Annotated in this window: 13 protein-coding genes; 6 read left to right on the top strand and 7 right to left on the bottom strand. The window is 40.5% G+C overall.

Annotation, left to right across the window (positions count from 1 at the left end; all coding sequences use genetic code 11):
* Window positions 1–9 precede the first annotated feature (9 nt).
* Entirely contained in the window at window positions 10–1,179 is a 1,170-nt protein-coding gene (locus KCTC52924_RS18360) for an efflux RND transporter periplasmic adaptor subunit (protein WP_251807824.1), read from the top strand.
* Between the two features lie 110 nt (window positions 1,180–1,289).
* Here KCTC52924_RS18360 and KCTC52924_RS18365 read toward each other — a convergent pair whose 3' ends face one another.
* The 4 genes from KCTC52924_RS18365 to KCTC52924_RS18380 form a co-directional block, all read right to left on the bottom strand.
* On the bottom strand, window positions 1,290–2,540 hold the full coding sequence (locus tag KCTC52924_RS18365; RefSeq protein ID WP_251807959.1) for an FAD-binding oxidoreductase: 1,251 nt from the start codon (window positions 2,538–2,540) through the stop codon (window positions 1,290–1,292).
* 1 nt (window position 2,541) lies between these two features.
* Entirely contained in the window at window positions 2,542–3,549 is a 1,008-nt protein-coding gene (locus KCTC52924_RS18370; protein WP_251807825.1) for a 4-hydroxyproline epimerase, read from the bottom strand.
* Window positions 3,550–3,555: 6 nt separating this feature from the next.
* Entirely contained in the window at window positions 3,556–5,139 is a 1,584-nt protein-coding gene (locus KCTC52924_RS18375; RefSeq protein ID WP_251807826.1) for an aldehyde dehydrogenase (NADP(+)), read from the bottom strand.
* A 130-nt stretch (window positions 5,140–5,269) separates the two neighbouring features.
* Entirely contained in the window at window positions 5,270–6,175 is a 906-nt protein-coding gene (locus KCTC52924_RS18380) for a dihydrodipicolinate synthase family protein (RefSeq protein ID WP_251807827.1), read from the bottom strand.
* 292 nt (window positions 6,176–6,467) lie between these two features.
* Between KCTC52924_RS18380 and KCTC52924_RS18385 the strand changes: the two genes are divergently transcribed.
* The 5 genes from KCTC52924_RS18385 to leuB all read left to right on the top strand — a co-directional run bounded on the left by KCTC52924_RS18385 (window position 6,468) and on the right by leuB (window position 13,197).
* Complete coding sequence (locus tag KCTC52924_RS18385) at window positions 6,468–8,030, top strand: M28 family peptidase (RefSeq protein ID WP_251807828.1); 1,563 nt, start codon at window positions 6,468–6,470, stop codon at window positions 8,028–8,030.
* Between the two features lie 336 nt (window positions 8,031–8,366).
* Complete coding sequence (gene leuC, locus KCTC52924_RS18390) at window positions 8,367–9,773, top strand: 3-isopropylmalate dehydratase large subunit (RefSeq protein ID WP_251807829.1); 1,407 nt, start codon at window positions 8,367–8,369, stop codon at window positions 9,771–9,773.
* A 73-nt stretch (window positions 9,774–9,846) separates the two neighbouring features.
* Window positions 9,847–10,443 (top strand): 3-isopropylmalate dehydratase small subunit, encoded by a 597-nt coding sequence (leuD, locus tag KCTC52924_RS18395; protein ID WP_251807830.1) that lies wholly within the window; start codon window positions 9,847–9,849, stop codon window positions 10,441–10,443.
* 126 nt (window positions 10,444–10,569) lie between these two features.
* Window positions 10,570–12,087 (top strand): alpha-isopropylmalate synthase regulatory domain-containing protein, encoded by a 1,518-nt coding sequence (locus KCTC52924_RS18400; protein ID WP_251807831.1) that lies wholly within the window; start codon window positions 10,570–10,572, stop codon window positions 12,085–12,087.
* A 54-nt stretch (window positions 12,088–12,141) separates the two neighbouring features.
* Complete coding sequence (gene leuB / locus KCTC52924_RS18405) at window positions 12,142–13,197, top strand: 3-isopropylmalate dehydrogenase (protein WP_251807832.1); 1,056 nt, start codon at window positions 12,142–12,144, stop codon at window positions 13,195–13,197.
* A 115-nt stretch (window positions 13,198–13,312) separates the two neighbouring features.
* On the opposite strand, the gene KCTC52924_RS18410 is transcribed toward leuB, so the two are convergent.
* The 3 genes from KCTC52924_RS18410 to ilvA form a co-directional block, all read right to left on the bottom strand.
* The gene (locus KCTC52924_RS18410; protein WP_251807960.1) at window positions 13,313–14,515 is read right to left on the bottom strand and encodes an MFS transporter; all 1,203 of its coding nucleotides are present in this window, start codon (window positions 14,513–14,515) and stop codon (window positions 13,313–13,315) included.
* A 308-nt stretch (window positions 14,516–14,823) separates the two neighbouring features.
* Window positions 14,824–16,410, bottom strand: a complete 1,587-nt coding sequence (locus KCTC52924_RS18415) for an NADP-dependent glyceraldehyde-3-phosphate dehydrogenase (protein WP_251807833.1) — start codon at window positions 16,408–16,410, stop codon at window positions 14,824–14,826.
* A 352-nt stretch (window positions 16,411–16,762) separates the two neighbouring features.
* Window positions 16,763–18,016 carry a threonine ammonia-lyase IlvA gene (gene ilvA, locus KCTC52924_RS18420; RefSeq protein WP_251807834.1) on the bottom strand — a complete coding sequence of 418 codons (1,254 nt, stop codon included), beginning with the start codon at window positions 18,014–18,016 and terminating at the stop codon, window positions 16,763–16,765.
* Between the last annotated feature and the right edge of the window lie 67 nt (window positions 18,017–18,083).

Consider the following 18,083-nt stretch of genomic DNA (forward strand, 5'->3'; position numbering starts at 1 on the left):
AAAACAACTATGTACCGTATACTATATATCCTTATTACCACTTTTATTTTGCTAAATGTTACAGCATGTGGAAATCAGAACAACATAAACAATTCCCCTGACCTTGAGGGAAATGAAGATCAGCACGAGACTAGGATAATGGTTTCCAAAGCACAATTTGAGGGAGAAAATATGGCCTTGGGAAATCTGGTTGAAAAAGATTTCCCCCTAGTGGTGGAAGTTAGGGGAACTATAGATGTTCCACCTAAAAACAGCGCTGTCATCAGTGCTTTTACAGGGGGCTACATTAAAAGAACTCCCTTGTTAATTGGCGATAAGGTGAAAAAAGGAGATCCTTTACTTAGCTTGGAAAATCCGTCGTTTATTGAATTGCAACAAGAATACATGGAATCCGTTGAGCAGCTTGTCTACCTAAAATCGGAGTTTGAGAGACAAGAATCCCTTGTTGAGGAAAAAATAACCTCCCAAAAGAATTTCTTAAGGGCAGAAAGCGAATACAAGCGGAATTTAGCCATGTACAATGGGCTTCGGAAAAAGTTGCAAATGCTGAACATAACCCCGGAAAATGTTGAAAAGGGACACATAGTCTCCCAAGTTACCCTTTACGCTCCGATTGATGGGAGCATAACCAAAGTAAATGTTACTCCAGGTATGTATGTAAGCCCGTCTGATGAAATTATGGAGATAATAAATACCGATCATATTCATTTAGAATTATCCGTATTTGAGAAAGATATCATGCAAATTAAAAAGGACCAAGGCATACAATTTAAAATCCCAGAAGCTTCTGAACAGATGTACAACGCAGAGGTATACCTGGTAGGAACTTCCATTGATATGCAAAGTAGAACGGTAAAAGTGCACGGACATTTACATAATGACGAAAATCATTCTTTTGCTGTTGGTATGTTTGTAGAAGCGGGAATTATTACTGAAAATAAAAAATTTAAAGCACTACCAGATGATAGTGTTATCACCGTTGATAAAAAGCAATTTATACTAGTCATGGTATCCCAAGATAATGAAGGCTATGCCTTTGAAGCCAAAGAGGTTGAAATTGGGGAAAGTTATAATGGATTTACCGCTATTACCGACTGGGGTAATGTTAAGGATAGTGATAAAGTAATTGTTAAGGGTGGGTTTAATTTGATTGGTGAATCCGAGGGGCATGACCATTAATTCTAATTATACGGACCGTAACTAATATTTGCTATTTTATTTAAATCGGGTAAAAAATCAAAAGTATCTATTTTTTACCCAAATCCAACCAAAGTGATCCCATGAAGGCGTTAGAATTTTCGGTCTGGTGAGAAGGCATTGATATCCATCCCTATTGTTTTATCGGAAATGATTTCCGATACCAATTTGCCGGTAGCCGGACCTAGACTCCATCCCATCATGGCATGCCCGGTTGCGAAGGTCAAGTTTTTTATTTGCCCACACTTACCTATATAAGGAAGTCCATCTGGGGAAACTGGCCGCAAGCCACTTTGGGCTGCGGCTTTTTCCTCCTGGTTGATCTTAATATCAGGATAAAACCCTGTAACGGCATTTGCAATGGCCGCAACCCGTTCTTTTCTAATAATTGTATTGATTCCAGAAAACTCCATAGTCCCTGCAAATCTGGTGTATTCCGTCATTGGTGTTACCGCAACTTTGGCTTCCATAAGGATAGCGGGAATAGTAATTCCCGTAGGCCTAGCCACATTAATCCGATACCCTTTACCTGCTTGCAATGGAAGCTTGACGTTTATTTTCTTCGATAACTTTTCGCTCCATGAACCGGAAGCCAAAACCACTTCATCTACTGTATAATTTCCCTTGTCCGTAACCACTTGATCAATGGTTCCGTTTGCCATCAAAAAATCGATCACTTCTTCATTGGGATGGATCAACACCCCTGATTTCTTTAAGAAAATTATCATTTTCTCCATAAATTCCGTAGGCGTAGTATGTCCATCGCATTCATAATGAATGGCCCCGCTAACATCCATGTTAACATTGGGCTGTAATAAATCCAGCGCCTTTTTGTCTAAGAATTGCACTTCCAAACCTATAAAAGAGGCCTTTTTAGCCACTTGCATTTCATGCTCGGCCTCTTTGTCCGTTTTATAAAGCATTAATAAGCCCTTCCGCTCTAAATGGAAATCCCCCAAATCCCCTGAGCGTTTTATATCCATAAAAAGTTCCCTGCTCATTAAATTTATTTCCTTGATCAATGGGATCGCCAAATCGACCTTCTCCTTGGTAGACGAGCGGTGAAAGTACCAGGACCATTTAAAGAAATCGGTATCCCAACGCGGTTTCATATAGAATGGACTAACCGGATTGAACATCCATTTGATTCCCTTGGAAATCATCCCTGGTGAGGCCATAGGAATAATATGACTTGGCGTAATATAACCTGCATTTACATATGAGGCTCCGGAACTCATGTCCGACTTATCCAAAACGGTAACCTTATGTCCCTCTTTTTGTAGAAAGTAAGCTGAACAAAGTCCTACTATTCCCCCACCGATAATTAAGACGTTTTTCTCCATATTATAGTACTTGAAACCCATGGGCATAGGGGTCATCATCATCTATTACGATAGTATTATACCCATAAACCTGTGCCCATCCCCTAATGCTAGGTACTATCGCTTTTATCCCATTTAAGGTTGTTTCCCCTTCAATCTTCCCTGTAAATTGGGATCCAATATAACTCTCATGGATAAAATTTTCCCCTATTTTCAACTTTCCCTTGGCATGCCATTGCGCCATTCGTGCGGAAGTACCCGTCCCACAGGGTGACCTGTCGATTGCCTTATCACCATAAAATACGGCATTCCTGGCTGTAGCTTCAGGTGATATAGTAGTTCCAGTCCATTGTATATGGCTTACGCCGTTAATAGTGGTGTTTTCAGGATGTACAAACTTATCCGGATACTCTAGGTTTATTTTTTGCCTAATTTCCTGACTGTATTCTATCAATTGCGAGGCGGAGTATTCCTGAATACCTTTAAAATTTTTTTGAGGGTCAAAAATGGCATAAAAATTTCCACCATAGGCCACGTCAAACACCAATTCCCCCAATTCAGAACTATATATAGTAAGCTCCGAAGCTACCAAATAAGATTTTACATTGGTCAATTGCACCCAATCCACCTTTTTCCCTGCTGTGTGGTATTGGATCTTTACCAATCCGGCCGGAGTTTCCATATTGATCACTCCAGGAACTTTAGGTGACAATAGTCCTTCCTCTATCCCTATAGTAATTGCACCAATTGTTCCATGTCCGCACATGGGCAAGCATCCACTGGTCTCCATAAAAAGAATTCCAAAATCATTAGCGGGATCTGATGGTGGATAAAATATACTCCCGCTCATCATATCGTGCCCCCTCGGTTCGAACATTAGGCCCTTGCGGATCCAATCGTATTCCTTTAAAAAATGTTGGCGTTTATCACTCATGCTCTTCCCGTAGAGTTGTGGACCTCCTCCTACCACAACCCTAACCGGATTTCCGCAGGTATGTGCATCTACACAGAAAAATGTTTTTCGCGCCATACATTTTTAAATGTTTCGGTCCGTATATTCGCCATCCACTAATCTCATGATTCCTTGGGCATTGCTATTTCGCAAGGCTTCGGGCAATAATTCTTCGGGCCAACTTTGGAAAGATACCGGTCTAACCCATCGTTTAATAGCCGAGGTCCCAACGGAAGTAAACCTACTGTCAGTAGAAGCTGGAAATGGTCCACCGTGCATCATGGACGGACAGACTTCCACCCCAGTTGGTACCCCGTTAAATATAATACGCCCCACCCTGTTTACCATGGCATTGGCCACTTCGGGGAAATTCTTTATTTCACCCTCTGTACCCAATATCGTCCCTGTTAATTGTCCCTCTAAATGATCAATAACTTTCACTAATTCTTCCTTGTCCGTACATTGTACCACTATAGAAAAAGGACCAAAGACTTCCCTGTGCAAAATTGGGTTAGCCAAGAAATCACCAGCCTCTACAGTTACTACCTTTTGGGCCGCATAGTTAGGGGCAATGGTATCTTTAAAACTAGCTACTTCCTTTATGTTAGGCTGTTTGGATAATTCCTGTTTCCCCCTTTCATATCCCTCATGGATATTTGGGTGCAACATACATGTGGGTTCTATTTTCTCTATTTCAGCACTTAATTTTGTAATGAAGTTGGTGAAACCTGCTCCTTTTATCCCTATTATAAGTCCTGGGTTAGTGCAAAATTGTCCTGCCCCCATAGTAATAGATCCTGCATACTGGGCTGCCCAATACGCAGATTTTTCTTCTAAAACTTCTGGTAAGGCCACTACGGGGTTTATGCTCCCCATTTCGGCGAATACAGGTATTGGTTCTCTTCGCTGATTTGCCAGCCTATACAGGGCCATTCCTCCGTTTATACTCCCTGTAAAACCTACTCCCTTAATTTTGGGGTGCATGGTTAACATTTGGCCAACCTCCACATCACTGCTGTTCAAGTTAGAGAAGACTCCATCTGGCATTCCCGTTTTTTGTGCGGCCTTAATTATTGCAGAAGCCACTAATTCCCCAGTTCCTGCATGCATAGGGTGACTCTTTACAATTACTGGACAACCGGCAGCTAAAGCACTAGCCGTATCTCCCCCTGCAGTAGAAAAGGCTAATGGAAAATTACTGGATCCAAATACAGCGATAGGACCAATGGGCAATAACATCTTACGAAGATCTACCTTTGGCATTGGTTCCCTTGCGGGTTGTGCAGTATCTATCGTGGCCTCTACCCAAGAACCCTCCATCAATAAGGCCGCAAATGCTTTCAATTGCCCCATGGTCCTGCCCCGTTCGCCTCTGGCCCTGCCTTCCGGCATTCCCGATTCCAGCATATATACGGTAATCAATTGCTCCCCTAATGCTTCTATTTCACTAGCAATGGTATTTAGAAAGTGGGCCCTTTCAGCTTGTGGAAGTTTGCTATAGGAATCAAACGCCTTGGTCGCCTTCTCTACTGCGGCATTTATTTCCTCATGATCTGCTTCATAAAAAGTCCATTGCGTGGGAATGTTTAATTTTGGATCAAAGGTTTGATATGTTTTGTTGCTTTTTGCCGATTGCTCTTCTCCTATGTAATTCTTGCCTGTAATCATTATATGTTTCTATTATATTAACCAACTCCCAACGAGTGGATTTTATACCACTAATTTAACATTTTAACTTAGCATTCAAAAGGTAGGAAGTATTAAGATTTTGTAAATCCACTGATCTTTAAGTGCCATCTTAAATTTGCGTTGGTTTGGGTCTGGTTTTTACCCCCTCTTCAATAATTTTCAATACTCTTTTTCTCTCTTCACCAGATAATGGTAGTCTTGGGGCACGGACAATCTCTGTTCCCAATCCAGTGGCCACTTCGGCCAATTTAATATTCTGAACCAATTGCGGGGTGATATCCAATTCCAACAAGGGCAAAAACCAACGGTAAATTGCCAAAGCTTCTTTAATCCTTCCGGCTTTGGCCAATTTATAGATAGCTACCGTTTCGGCCGGAAATGCACATACAAGGCCTGCCACCCAACCATCTGCCCCCATAAGGATACTCTCTAACCCAAGGGTATCTACCCCAGTCAAAATCTTTAATCGGTCGCCAAAACGATTTTTCATCCTAGTAATATTTGAAATATCCCGGGTAGACTCCTTAACTGCCTGTATATTGTTGATAGACAACAGTTCTTCAAACATATCCAACGTAACCATAATTCCATAATCTACGGGATTATTATACACCATAATTGACAAATCGGTACTTTTGGCCACGGCCTTAAAATAGGTTACTGTTTCCAAATCGTTTGCCTTATAGCGCATTGGCGGAAGCATCATTAAACCGCTAGCCCCAAATATCTCTGCCTTATGCGCCGCTGCAATAGCGCCTTTTGTTGTTTGTTCCGCAATATTGATTACAACAGGCACCATCCCGTTAACCATCCTTACCGTTTCTTGAATCAATGTGTTTTTTTCTTCATCCGTAAGGGTACTGGCCTCACCAAGGGTACCTCCCAAAATTATTCCGCTAACTCCGGCATTTAATTGAGCATTAATATTTACCTCGAACATTTCTAAATCTAAGGTGTCCGTCCTAGTAAACTTGGTCGTAACAGCTGGCATTACTCCTTCCCATTTCATCTCCATATTCAAAAAATTTATACGAACACCAAAATTAATCCATACGAAACCAATACTATAAAAGAATAGTAGCTAAAATTGAGCAGATATTACCTTGAAAAATAATCAAAAATGCTAAAATGACGGTCTATTAGGTTAAATTAATACCTCTTTAATCTTTAAGGTATAGGCCTTAGCAACTGAATCTGCCCAATGTCATAAGTGCGAATTGTTTGGTTAGTTTTATAAAAATACTAAGATAGATTCCTTTATATTTTCCCTATTTTTGAAAAATTTAGAATTAATTAATAATTAGATAATGAAAAGAATTTTGTTTGTTGCACTGGGCCTGACTATGGCGTGCAATTCATCGCAAAAAACCGTTACTAAACAGACGGATCAAAAGTTAGCGAATGTAGACCCATTTACCTACGCCGAAACAATTACGGAATCGGAATTAAAGGACCATCTATATATCTATGCCTCTGACGAATTTGAAGGTAGGGATACCGGGAAACCAGGACAGAAGATGGCTGTAGAATACATAAGGGCGGAATATGTTAAGTTGGGAATCCCAGCTGCAAAAGCGGACGGGGATTATTTTCAAGACGTTCCCTTAAGTATTAACAAATTACCTATAGGCGGCATCACCATTAACGGGAAGGATTATAGGAATGGTGAAGGAGTCCTCAGTTTTTCCAGTGCCTCGGGTAAATATGATAATTTAGTGTATGTGAGCAATGGCATTGAGGAAGAAAATTATTCGGATTATGCAGGATTGGACGTAAAGGGAAAAATAGTTTTGATGAAAGCAGGGGAGCCTGTGAATGCGGATGGCACCTACACCCTTTCTGGAAACGACGAAAAATCTGTTTGGAGCAATATGTCCGAATCTATTGGAAAAAGAATGGAATTGGCAGAAGCCAAAGGCGCTCTAGGAGTACTCTATTTTGATGGTGACAATTACAACAGGTTTAAGAATAGATTCAACTATATGCAGACTAATGATAGTGGGCGTATGGGTCTAAAAGCTGACGATGCAGGGGATTTTTTCAACTTAATCATAGATGCGACCATTGCAAATGCACTACTGCCCAATATATTGGAAGAGAATAAATCCAAATCGGTCCCTACCCAGCTAGAGCTGAATATAGAGAGTGATAACGAGGAAATTCATTCCGAAAATGTAGTAGCTTTTATAAAAGGTTCAGAGAAACCTAATGAGTACATTATTATTTCTTCCCACTTAGATCATGTAGGCGTAAATAAGGAAGGTGAAATTTTCAACGGTGCAGACGATGATGGTTCTGGAACTGTAGGAATGCTGGAAATAGCACAGGCCTTTAAAGCTGCGGCCGATGCAGGTCATGGTCCAAAAAGATCGATTGTATTTTTACACGTTACAGCGGAGGAGAAAGGTTTGTTGGGATCCAAGTTTTATGCAGACTACGACCCTATCTTTCCATTGGCCAACACAGTCGCCAATCTAAATATTGATATGATCGGGAGAATAGACCCAAACCGAAAAGGGGATAGAAATTATATTTATCTTATTGGTTCGGACAAGTTAAGTACTGAACTTCATGATCTTTCCGAAGAGGTTAACCAAAAATATATGAATATTGAATTGGATTATACCTATAACGATGAGAACGATCCCAACCGTTTTTATTACAGGAGCGACCATTATAATTTTGCCAAGAACAATATTCCGATTATATTTTATTTTAACGGGACTCATGAAGATTATCACCTACCTGGAGATACTCCTGATAAAATAAACTATGATCTTTTAGAAAACAGGTCGAGATTGGTATTCCTTACTGCTTGGGAGCTAGCCAATCGCGACGCAAGGATTATCGTAGACAAGGTGGCTAAATAATAGGCTAGTATTGTTGTCGTTTCACCTTTGAATAAACACATAAGAACGGGGACCTGAAATTAATTTCAAGTCCCCGTTCTTTGTTTAGTACAGGTTTACATCACCTTTAATATGGCTAATCGAGTACTGCCTAAAGCACAGGTGTAATGGGAATTCCTAAGAAAACCAGATAAGGTTATATTCCAAACAATCCTGAACTTTTATGTTGAACATCGTAATTATCACTATATTAATTTCAACAATTTATCAAATCGTTATAATTTAGCTCCAATTATATTTTCAGGGCAGTTGCCTGTTTTAAATAGTATACAAATAAGTAGTTTATAATATAGTAAAATGAAAAAAACATTATTCGATAAGGTTTGGGATTCCCATGTTGTACACACCATAGAAAATGGTCCTGACGTACTTTTTATAGATCGCCATATGATACATGAAGTTACTAGTCCTGTAGCTTTTCTTGGCTTAAAAAGCAGGGGCATTCCTGTGATGTATCCCGAAAAAACCTTTGCGACCGCAGATCACAATACCCCTACCATAAACCAACATTTACCGGTAGAAGATCCCCTTTCTGCCAATCAGCTTAGGGCATTGGAGGAAAATTCCAAATTACACGGTATCTCCTATTGGGGATTGGGGCATGAAAAAAACGGAATCGTTCACGTGGTTGGGCCGGAATATGGAATTACACAGCCTGGAGCCACTATAGTTTGTGGGGATTCACATACCTCTACGCATGGTGCTTTTGGTGCCATTGCCTTTGGTATAGGAACCTCGGAAGTAGAAATGGTATTGGCCACACAATGTATTATGCAACAAAAGGCCAAATCTATGCGGATCAATGTTAACGGGTCCCTAAGTCGAGGTGTCACCCCAAAAGATGTTGCCCTTTACATTATCTCTAAGCTTTCCACTTCTGGAGCTACTGGGTATTTTGTAGAATATGCTGGCGAAGTGTTCCGCAATATGAGTATGGAAGGTAGGATGACCGTCTGTAACCTAAGTATAGAAATGGGTGCCCGTGGCGGTATGATTGCTCCTGATGAACAAACCTTTGAATATATTAAAGGAAGAGAATTTACGCCAGTTGGAGAAGCTTGGGATAAAGCTATGGCCTATTGGAGTACCTTAAAAACAGACGATGGTGCACAATTTGATCAAGAAGTGACTTTTGATGCTGCCGATATTGAACCCATGATTACCTACGGTACCAATCCAGGTATGGGAATGGGAATTTCTAACGGGATACCTATGGCGGAAGCTGTGGAAGGCGGAGTAGCCACCTATAAAAAATCTCTTCAGTATATGGCCTTTAACGAAGGCGACAACATGATCGGTAAACCAATCGATTTTGTCTTTTTAGGAAGTTGTACCAACGGTCGTATAGAAGACTTTAGGGCTTTTGCTTCTATTGTAAAAGGAAGGAAGAAGGCTGATAATGTTACCGCATGGCTTGTACCGGGATCACATAATGTAGTAACCTCCATACGCGAGGAAGGTATTTTGGATATTTTACACGAAGCAGGATTTGAACTACGCGAACCAGGTTGCTCGGCTTGTTTGGCTATGAATGATGATAAGGTGCCTACTGGAAAATATGCCGTAAGTACCTCTAACCGAAATTTTGAAGGCAGACAAGGTCCAGGTTCAAGAACACTTTTGGCTAGTCCATTGGTGGCAGCTGCGGCAGCCGTTACAGGTAAGGTTACGGATCCAAGGGTGCTAATGGAAGAATTGGTTTAATAAACCCGAAGCTCCTATAAAATAAAATACAATTCGCGTAAAGCATAAAGTGCTAAGCATAAAAGTAATAAAAATGGCATACGATAAATTCAATATTTTAAAAACATCTGGAGTCCCACTTCCTATAGAAAATGTGGACACCGATCAAATAATTCCAGCTCGATTTCTTAAGGCGACCGAACGTAAAGGTTTTGGAGATAATTTATTCCGCGATTGGAGATACCATCCGGACAATAGCCCAAAATCGGATTTTATTTTAAACAACCCTATTTATGGCGGTAAAATATTGGTGGGCGGAAAGAATTTTGGATCAGGATCTTCACGTGAACACGCGGCATGGGCGGTATACGATTATGGTTTCAGATGTGTGGTATCTAGTTTTTTTGCCGATATTTTTAGGAATAACTGCCTTAATATAGGCGTTCTTCCAGTGCAAGTAAGCGCCGACTTCCTGCATAAAATTTATACTGCAATAGAAGCAGATCCCAAGACTGAGATGGTGGTAGACTTACAGGAACAGACCATCACTCTTGTCGCTACTGGTGAAAAGGAAAGTTTTGATATCAACGACTACAAAAAGCAGAACATGTTAAATGGTTTCGACGATATTGATTATTTAATGAACATCAAAGAAAATATTAGGGAATTCGCCAAAAACACACCACTATAAACCACTATATTTCAGGTAATTCACCTATCGACCTATATTTATTACACTTCGCAAAACACCGAAGTAGGAGGATGTAGTTGGTTATATTACTGGGAAATTAAGGATACCGACACTAGTTCCGCATAAATGAAAAGAAGAAAAATTGAAATAATGGATACCACCCTCCGCGATGGGGAACAAACTTCTGGGGTATCCTTTTCTGCATCCGAAAAGCTGACCTTGGCAAAATTATTGTTGGAGGAACTTAAGGTAGACAGGATTGAAGTAGCCTCCGCTAGGGTTTCGGAAGGCGAGCTTTCTGCGGTAAAACAGATAACTGAATGGGCCGGGAAAGTTGGGTATTTGGACCGAATAGAGGTCCTTACTTTTGTGGATAACGGGGTTTCTCTGGATTGGATGAAAAATGCCGGGGCAAAAGTTCAAAATTTGCTTACCAAAGGTTCTATGAACCATTTGATTCATCAGTTAAAAAAAACTCCTGATCAACACTTTAAGGAAATCCAAGCCACTCTTACTGCTGCAGGTGCGGAAGGCATCTCCAGTAATATTTATTTGGAGGATTGGAGCAACGGGATGAGAAATTCTAAAGATTATGTTTTTCAATTTTTAGATTTTTTGGCCACCCAACCCGTAAAACGAATTTTACTTCCTGATACCTTAGGAATTCTTACCCATACCCAGACACACGAATACATGTCGGAAATAGTAACGCGTTATCCGGAAATGCATTTCGATTTTCATGGACATAACGATTATGACCTAAGTGTTTCCAATGTAATGGAAGCCGTAAAGGCCGGGTGTCACGGTCTCCATCTTACCGTTAACGGCATGGGAGAAAGGGCTGGTAACGCTCCGATGGCGAGTGTAATAGCAGTCATAAATGATTTCCTACCCGAGGTAGAGGTTACAGTAAACGAATCATCCCTACATAAAGTAAGCAAGGTTGTATCTGTATTTACAGGATTTGGTATCCCGGCCAACAAACCTATTGTGGGCGACAATGTGTTTACCCAAACAGCAGGAATACATGCTGATGGAGACAATAAGAAGAATTTATATTTTAACGATTTAATGCCAGAACGCTTTGGTAGGAAGCGAAAATACGCCCTTGGAAAGACATCTGGCAAGGCCAATATTCAAAAGAATTTACAGGAACTTGGACTTACCCTGAATGATGAGGAACTCAAAAAGGTTACTGCTAGAATTATTGAACTCGGTGATAAAAAAGAAAAGGTAACCAAAGACGACCTACCTTTTATTATTTCCGATGTATTGGACAGTTATACCTACCAACAAAAGGTTTTTATAAAATCGTATGTACTTACACACGCTAAGGGATTAAAGCCATCCTCTACCCTAGCTATAGAAATAAATGGAGAATTAATAGAGGCCCATGCCCAAGGGGACGGTCAGTATGATGCCTTTATAAATGCGCTTAAAAAGGTATACGCCTCAAAAAATCTAAAGTTACCGTTGTTGGTGGACTATGCGGTACGGATTCCTCCAGGGAGTAATTCCGATGCCTTATGCGAAACGATTATCACATGGGATTGTAATGGGAAGGAGTTTGTTTCCAGAGGATTGGATTCCGACCAAACGGTATCGGCAATAAAAGCCACAGAAAAAATGTTAAATATTATTTAAAGCCAATTAAAATAATTTTCGGCCTTAACAAAATCATAAATAAAAACCTAAATAATGAAACTAAACATTGCCCTTTTAGCAGGAGATGGAATAGGACCTGAAGTAATTGATCAGGCAGTAAAAGTATCCAATGCGATAGCGAAAAAATATAATCATGAAATCAATTGGAAGCCTGCCCTTACCGGTGCAGCAGCAATAGATGCCGTTGGAGAACCCTACCCAGATGAGACACATGCCATTTGCGAGGCTGCAGATGCCGTTTTATTTGGTGCCATAGGACATCCAAAATATGATAACGACCCTTCTGCCAAGGTGAGGCCTGAACAAGGTTTGCTGAAAATGCGTCAAAAGCTGGGCCTATTCGCCAATGTTAGACCCACCTTTACCTTTCCCTCCCTTATAGACAAATCTCCATTAAAACGCGAAAGAATAGAAGGAACAGACTTAATAATTCTGCGCGAACTTACGGGAGGTATCTATTTTGGAAAAAGAGGCAGGGAGGATAATGGTAATACCGCCTACGATACTTGTACCTATACACGCGAGGAAGTAAAACGTCTGGCAAAAAAAGGATTTGAACTAGCAATGACTCGTTCCAAAAAATTGTGTTGTGTAGACAAGGCCAATGTCTTGGAAACCTCTCGTTTATGGCGAGAAACCGTTCAAGCTATGGAAAAAGATTATCCAGAGGTAACAGTTTCCTACGAGTTTGTAGATGCCGTGGCCATGAGATTGGTGCAATGGCCTAATTCTTATGACGTTATGATCACTGAAAATCTTTTTGGAGATATATTAACTGATGAAGCTTCTGTTATTTCCGGTTCCATGGGACTAATGCCATCTGCCTCCGTAGGTACCAAGGCCAGATTGTACGAACCTATCCATGGATCCTATCCACAGGCAGCAGGGAAGGATATTGCCAACCCTTTGGCTACTGTTCTATCCGCAGCTATGATGTTTGAGGACTTTGACCTTGTAGAAGAAGCAAAGGCCATTAGGGACGTAGTGAACAAATCTCTAGAAGAAGGAATTGTTTCCGAGGATTTAGCCGAAAATGGAAAAGCATATAAAACTAGTGAAATAGGTGATTGGTTGGCAAAAAACATATAAGAAACACCCAACAGAACTCTCTATTTCCATTACCACATAAGAAAGATCCCAATTGTAAATTTACAATTGGGATCTTTCATTTTTTATAACCTTCTTATTTATCGAAGAACAAAGCCTATTGGTCATACACCAGTGCCCTATCCATTCTTCGCTTTTTAGACCTTCTAGTGATAACGATTAGCACCCCGATCAGCACCCCACTACCTGCCATAACAGCTCCAACTATACTAGGGGCGGTAAAATCGGCGCCCATAGCCAAAGGTAGGCCACCAAAATATGCCCCAGAGGCATTTCCCATATTAAATGCACTGTGATTCATGGAAGCTCCCAACATTTCGGAGCCTTTTGCCGATTTAATAAATGCCATTTGGATGGGAGTTGATACGGTAAACGATATCATCCCGATCACAAAGGTCCAAATTAAAATACCAGTAGGATTAGTTGCTATAACGCTATTGAGGAGCAGAACGGTCACCATTAAGGATAAACTTATAATTACCGCCCTCATAGGACTAAACTTCTCTGCCATTTTAGCGCCAATAAAATTCCCTACCACCATACCGGAGCCAGCGATGATCATCGCGTAGCTTACCATTGTTTGTGAATGCCCAGAAACCTCTGTGAGTAAGGGAGCTATATAGCTATACCAGGCAAAAAATCCTCCTGTACCTACAATAGTCAATAAAATGATTATCCATAATTCCAAGCTCTTAAAAACCTTTAGGTCTTTGACCATCCCCTTGGAGGAAGAACGCTCTAATTGAGGCATCCAAAAGTAAAGAGCAAGCATGGTAAACACGCCTACAACACCTACCATTATAAATGAAAGGCTCCAGCTATAATGTTGTCCCAAGTACGTGCCCAAGGGCACACCAACTACATTGGCAACCGTTAGCCCAGCAAACATAATGGCAATCGCTTGGGCGGCCTTCCCCTTTTTAGCAAGTTTACCCGCTACAACAGCCCCGATGCCAAAAAAGGCACCATGTGGTAAACCAGATAAAAAGCGGGTAACCAACAACATTTCATAACTACTGGAAAAAGCGGATATTGTATTGAAAACAGTAAACCACAACATCAAAAACAACAACACCTTATGGGCGGACCATCTCCCACTCAACAGCGTTAAGGTAGGAGCCCCAACCACAACCCCTAAGGCATAAGCCGCTATAAAGTGTCCCGCTTGTGGAATGGTAATCTGTAAGGACGTGGCAACATTGGGTAAAATACCCATGATTACAAATTCCGTCATTCCTATTCCAAATCCGCCCATGGCTAGAGCAAAAAGTGCTTTTTTATTCGTTTTATCCGATCCCATATTCCTATAATTCCTTCTCACTTACCGTTATTTTTCGACTTTACACCAAAGTATACGAGCAATAAACAGTACTTGTAAATTCTACCTTTCCGTTTTAAAAGGCCGCAAAATTACGCTCTTTTCAAGCATTTCTAGCCTATTTAACCATTCTTTAAGGCTTCCTGTGGTTTAGAGTGGCGTACAATTCATTAAAAACCTAAGGCACCTATTGGAGTGCAAGCAAATATTTACCGACAATTACAAAAAAAGAGACCTATCAGTTTTAAACCTGATAGGTCTCTATAGTGCCAACTCTAAATCGGTCTACATTATAAAATATAATCGGTACTGATAAAGTTGGACAATTTGGTTTCAAGTAATTGCTCTATCGTCTCATTGTTAAGATCATTGTCTTTAAATGCAACAAAGGTTCTTATAGAAAACGAGCGTAATGCATCGTAAACACTTAAAGTGGATTGGGCAGAATCTTTGCGACCAGTAAACGGATAAACGTCTGGGCCACGCTGACATGAGCTATTAAGGTTTACTCGGCACACTAAATTTGCCAAGGTATCAATTAACGGGGCAAGTGCATAGACGTCTTTTCCAAAAAGGCTTACTTGTTGTCCGTAATTGGATTCGGCCATATCGTCCAAAGGCTCTTCTATATCCTTAAAAGTTAAGATGGGTATCACTGGACCAAATTGTTCTTCTTGGTACACTCTCATTTGCTTATCAACTGGAAATAATACCGCTGGCCAAATATAATTATCGGAATGTTGTCCGCCCTTTTTATTTAATATTTTAGCACCCTTATCCACGGCATCATCGATTAACTCTTGTATATAAGCCGGTTTCCCTGGCTCTGGCAAAGGAGTTAGGTTTACGCCGTTCTCCCATGGATTTCCAAATTTAAGTGCATCCACTCTTTCTGAGAAACGTTTATTAAATTCACTGGCGATATCCTCATGTACATAGATCACCTTTAAAGCTGTACACCGCTGTCCGTTAAATGACAAGGTTCCTGCAAGACACTCGTTAATGGTCAAGTCCAAATCAGCATCTGGAAGAATTATGGCCGGATTCTTGGCTTCCAACCCGAGTACCAATCGCAATCTATTGCTTTTTGGATGTTGGTTCTGTAAGGCATTCGCAGATTTACTGTTCCCAATAAGCGCCAAGACATCTACCTTTCCTGTCTGCATTATTGGACCAGCTACAGCTCTACCTCGGCCAAAAATTATATTCACCACACCTTTGGGAAAACTAGTCTGAAAAGCTTCCAATAAAGGAGTTATAAGTAGCACCCCGTGTTTTGCAGGTTTAAAAATAGTGGTGTTCCCCATTATAATTGCAGGGATCAACAGGGCGAATGTTTCGTTCAACGGATAGTTATATGGCCCCAAACAGAGCACTACTCCCAATGGGCCCCTTCTAATATGGGCATATACACCGTCATGTTTTTCAAATTTGGCGGCATCACGGTCCATTTTTTTATAATCTTCAATGGTATCCTCTATGTACTCTACCGTACGATCAAATTCCTTTTGTGAATCGCCAAGGGTTTTACCAATTTCCCACATTAGTAATTTCACCACCTCATCTCTTTTGGTCTTCATCTTTATGACAAAGGCCTCCATACATTCAATTCTTTCCTTAACCCTCATGGTGGGCCAAGTACCCTTTCCTTTATCATAGGCTTTATCGGCAGCATCCAAAGCTTCTAGTGCTTCATTTTCACCCATATCCGGAATACTTCCCAACAAAGTGGGGGCATACGTATCAGTTGAGGATATGGTGGAGTATACTTCGCTCGATTTTCCAGTCCATTTTTTTAATTCCCCGTTTACCAAATACGCCGTTTGCTGTATTTGACTTGTAATCTCATATTCCTTTGGTATAGTTGTATTACTCATAGATTCTATTTTGATATAAATTATAATGGATTAAAAAATTAACTTTTTCAGCACTAAAATACTAAATGTGGATTTCTTAAAATACTAAAAAATTGGAGCGCATAGGTAACAGCCAATCGAAAACGGTTTCGTTGCCTACCAAATAATAAAAATACAACAAATTGTTATTAAATTAAGGTGCACTTTGCTCCGCTAAGTTATATTTCCTAACTATTAGGTTGAAAAACCACGGTAAAAATCTTGCACAGCTGAACACTTTCTCTTTTGTTTTGGAGCTTTTCCAATACTTAGCTAAACTTTAATGTTATTGGTTAGGCCGGTAAAACATCCACTAATAACGATATTACATTACTTAGATTAGGTATTGAAAAAGATCGGGCTTGTCGTTTATATAATCACCATAAAAGTTATTTTCCTTCATGCGCTTAACCAAAGGCTCCAAGTCTTCTGGACTTTTTAATTCGATTCCTACGACTGCTGGTGCATTCTCTTTGCTCGATTTTTTTGAATATTCAAAATGGGTGATATCATCGTCTGGACCTAAAATTTCGGCCACAAACTGTTTCAAGGCACCTGGACGCTGGGGGAAACGCACTATAAAATAATGCTTTAACTTTCCATACAAAAGGGCCCTTTCTTTTATTTCTGCAGTTCTGGTTATATCGTTATTACTTCCACTGACCACACAGACCACATTTTTGCCCTTAATCTCCTCCTTATAATCATCAAGAACTGTAAGGGTCAGTGCACCTGCCGGTTCTACCACTATGGCGTCCCTATTGTATAAATCCAGAATAGTCTGGCAGACCTTCCCTTCTGGTACGGTGACCATATCGTAAAGATAGTCCTTACAGATGTTAAACGTAAAGTCCCCTACCCGTTTTACTGCAGCTCCATCGACAAATTTATCGATCTGATCCAATTCCGTATTCTTTCCTTTTTCCATTGATGTTTTCATGGAGGGAGCCCCTTCTGGTTCCACTCCTATGATTTTGGTCTGTGGAGATAGAGCCTTAAAGACAGCGCAAAGTCCAGAAGCCAAACCGCCACCACCAACAGCTACAAAAAGGTAGTCTATGGGAACCTTGGATTGCTCTAAAATCTCCAATCCCACGGTTGCCTGACCCTCAATTATTTTGGGATCATCAAACGGATGGATAAAGGTTTTCTTATTGTCGGAACAATATACCTTAGCTGCTTTGGAAGAATCGTCAAAAGAATCTCCTTCCAACACTACGGTCACCCATTTTCCTCCAAATAACTTTGTCTGCTCCACCTTTTGTTTTGGTGTCACGGAAGGCATATAAATGATTCCGTTAATTCCTAAATGGTTACAGGCAAAAGCCACGCCCTGTGCATGGTTACCTGCACTAGCACAAACCACACCGTTAACCAATTGTTCCGGATCCAAAGAACTGATCTTATTAAATGCACCCCTTATTTTATAGCTTCTTACCCGCTGAAGGTCTTCCCGTTTTAATAAAATATTGGCATCGTATGTTTTGGAATAACGAATACTCTGCATTAATGGGGTAATATCTGCTACTTGACGAACCGTAATCGCCGCCTTCCGAACATCTTCAATTTTTGGAAAATACGAATTCATAAATGTGAAAAAAAAAGACCTGCCCAGTTAAAAATTTCCGACAGGTCTTATTATACGTTTAATTTAT

This window comes from Arenibacter antarcticus, from assembly GCF_041320605.1.
GTDB lineage: Bacteria > Bacteroidota > Bacteroidia > Flavobacteriales > Flavobacteriaceae > Arenibacter > Arenibacter antarcticus.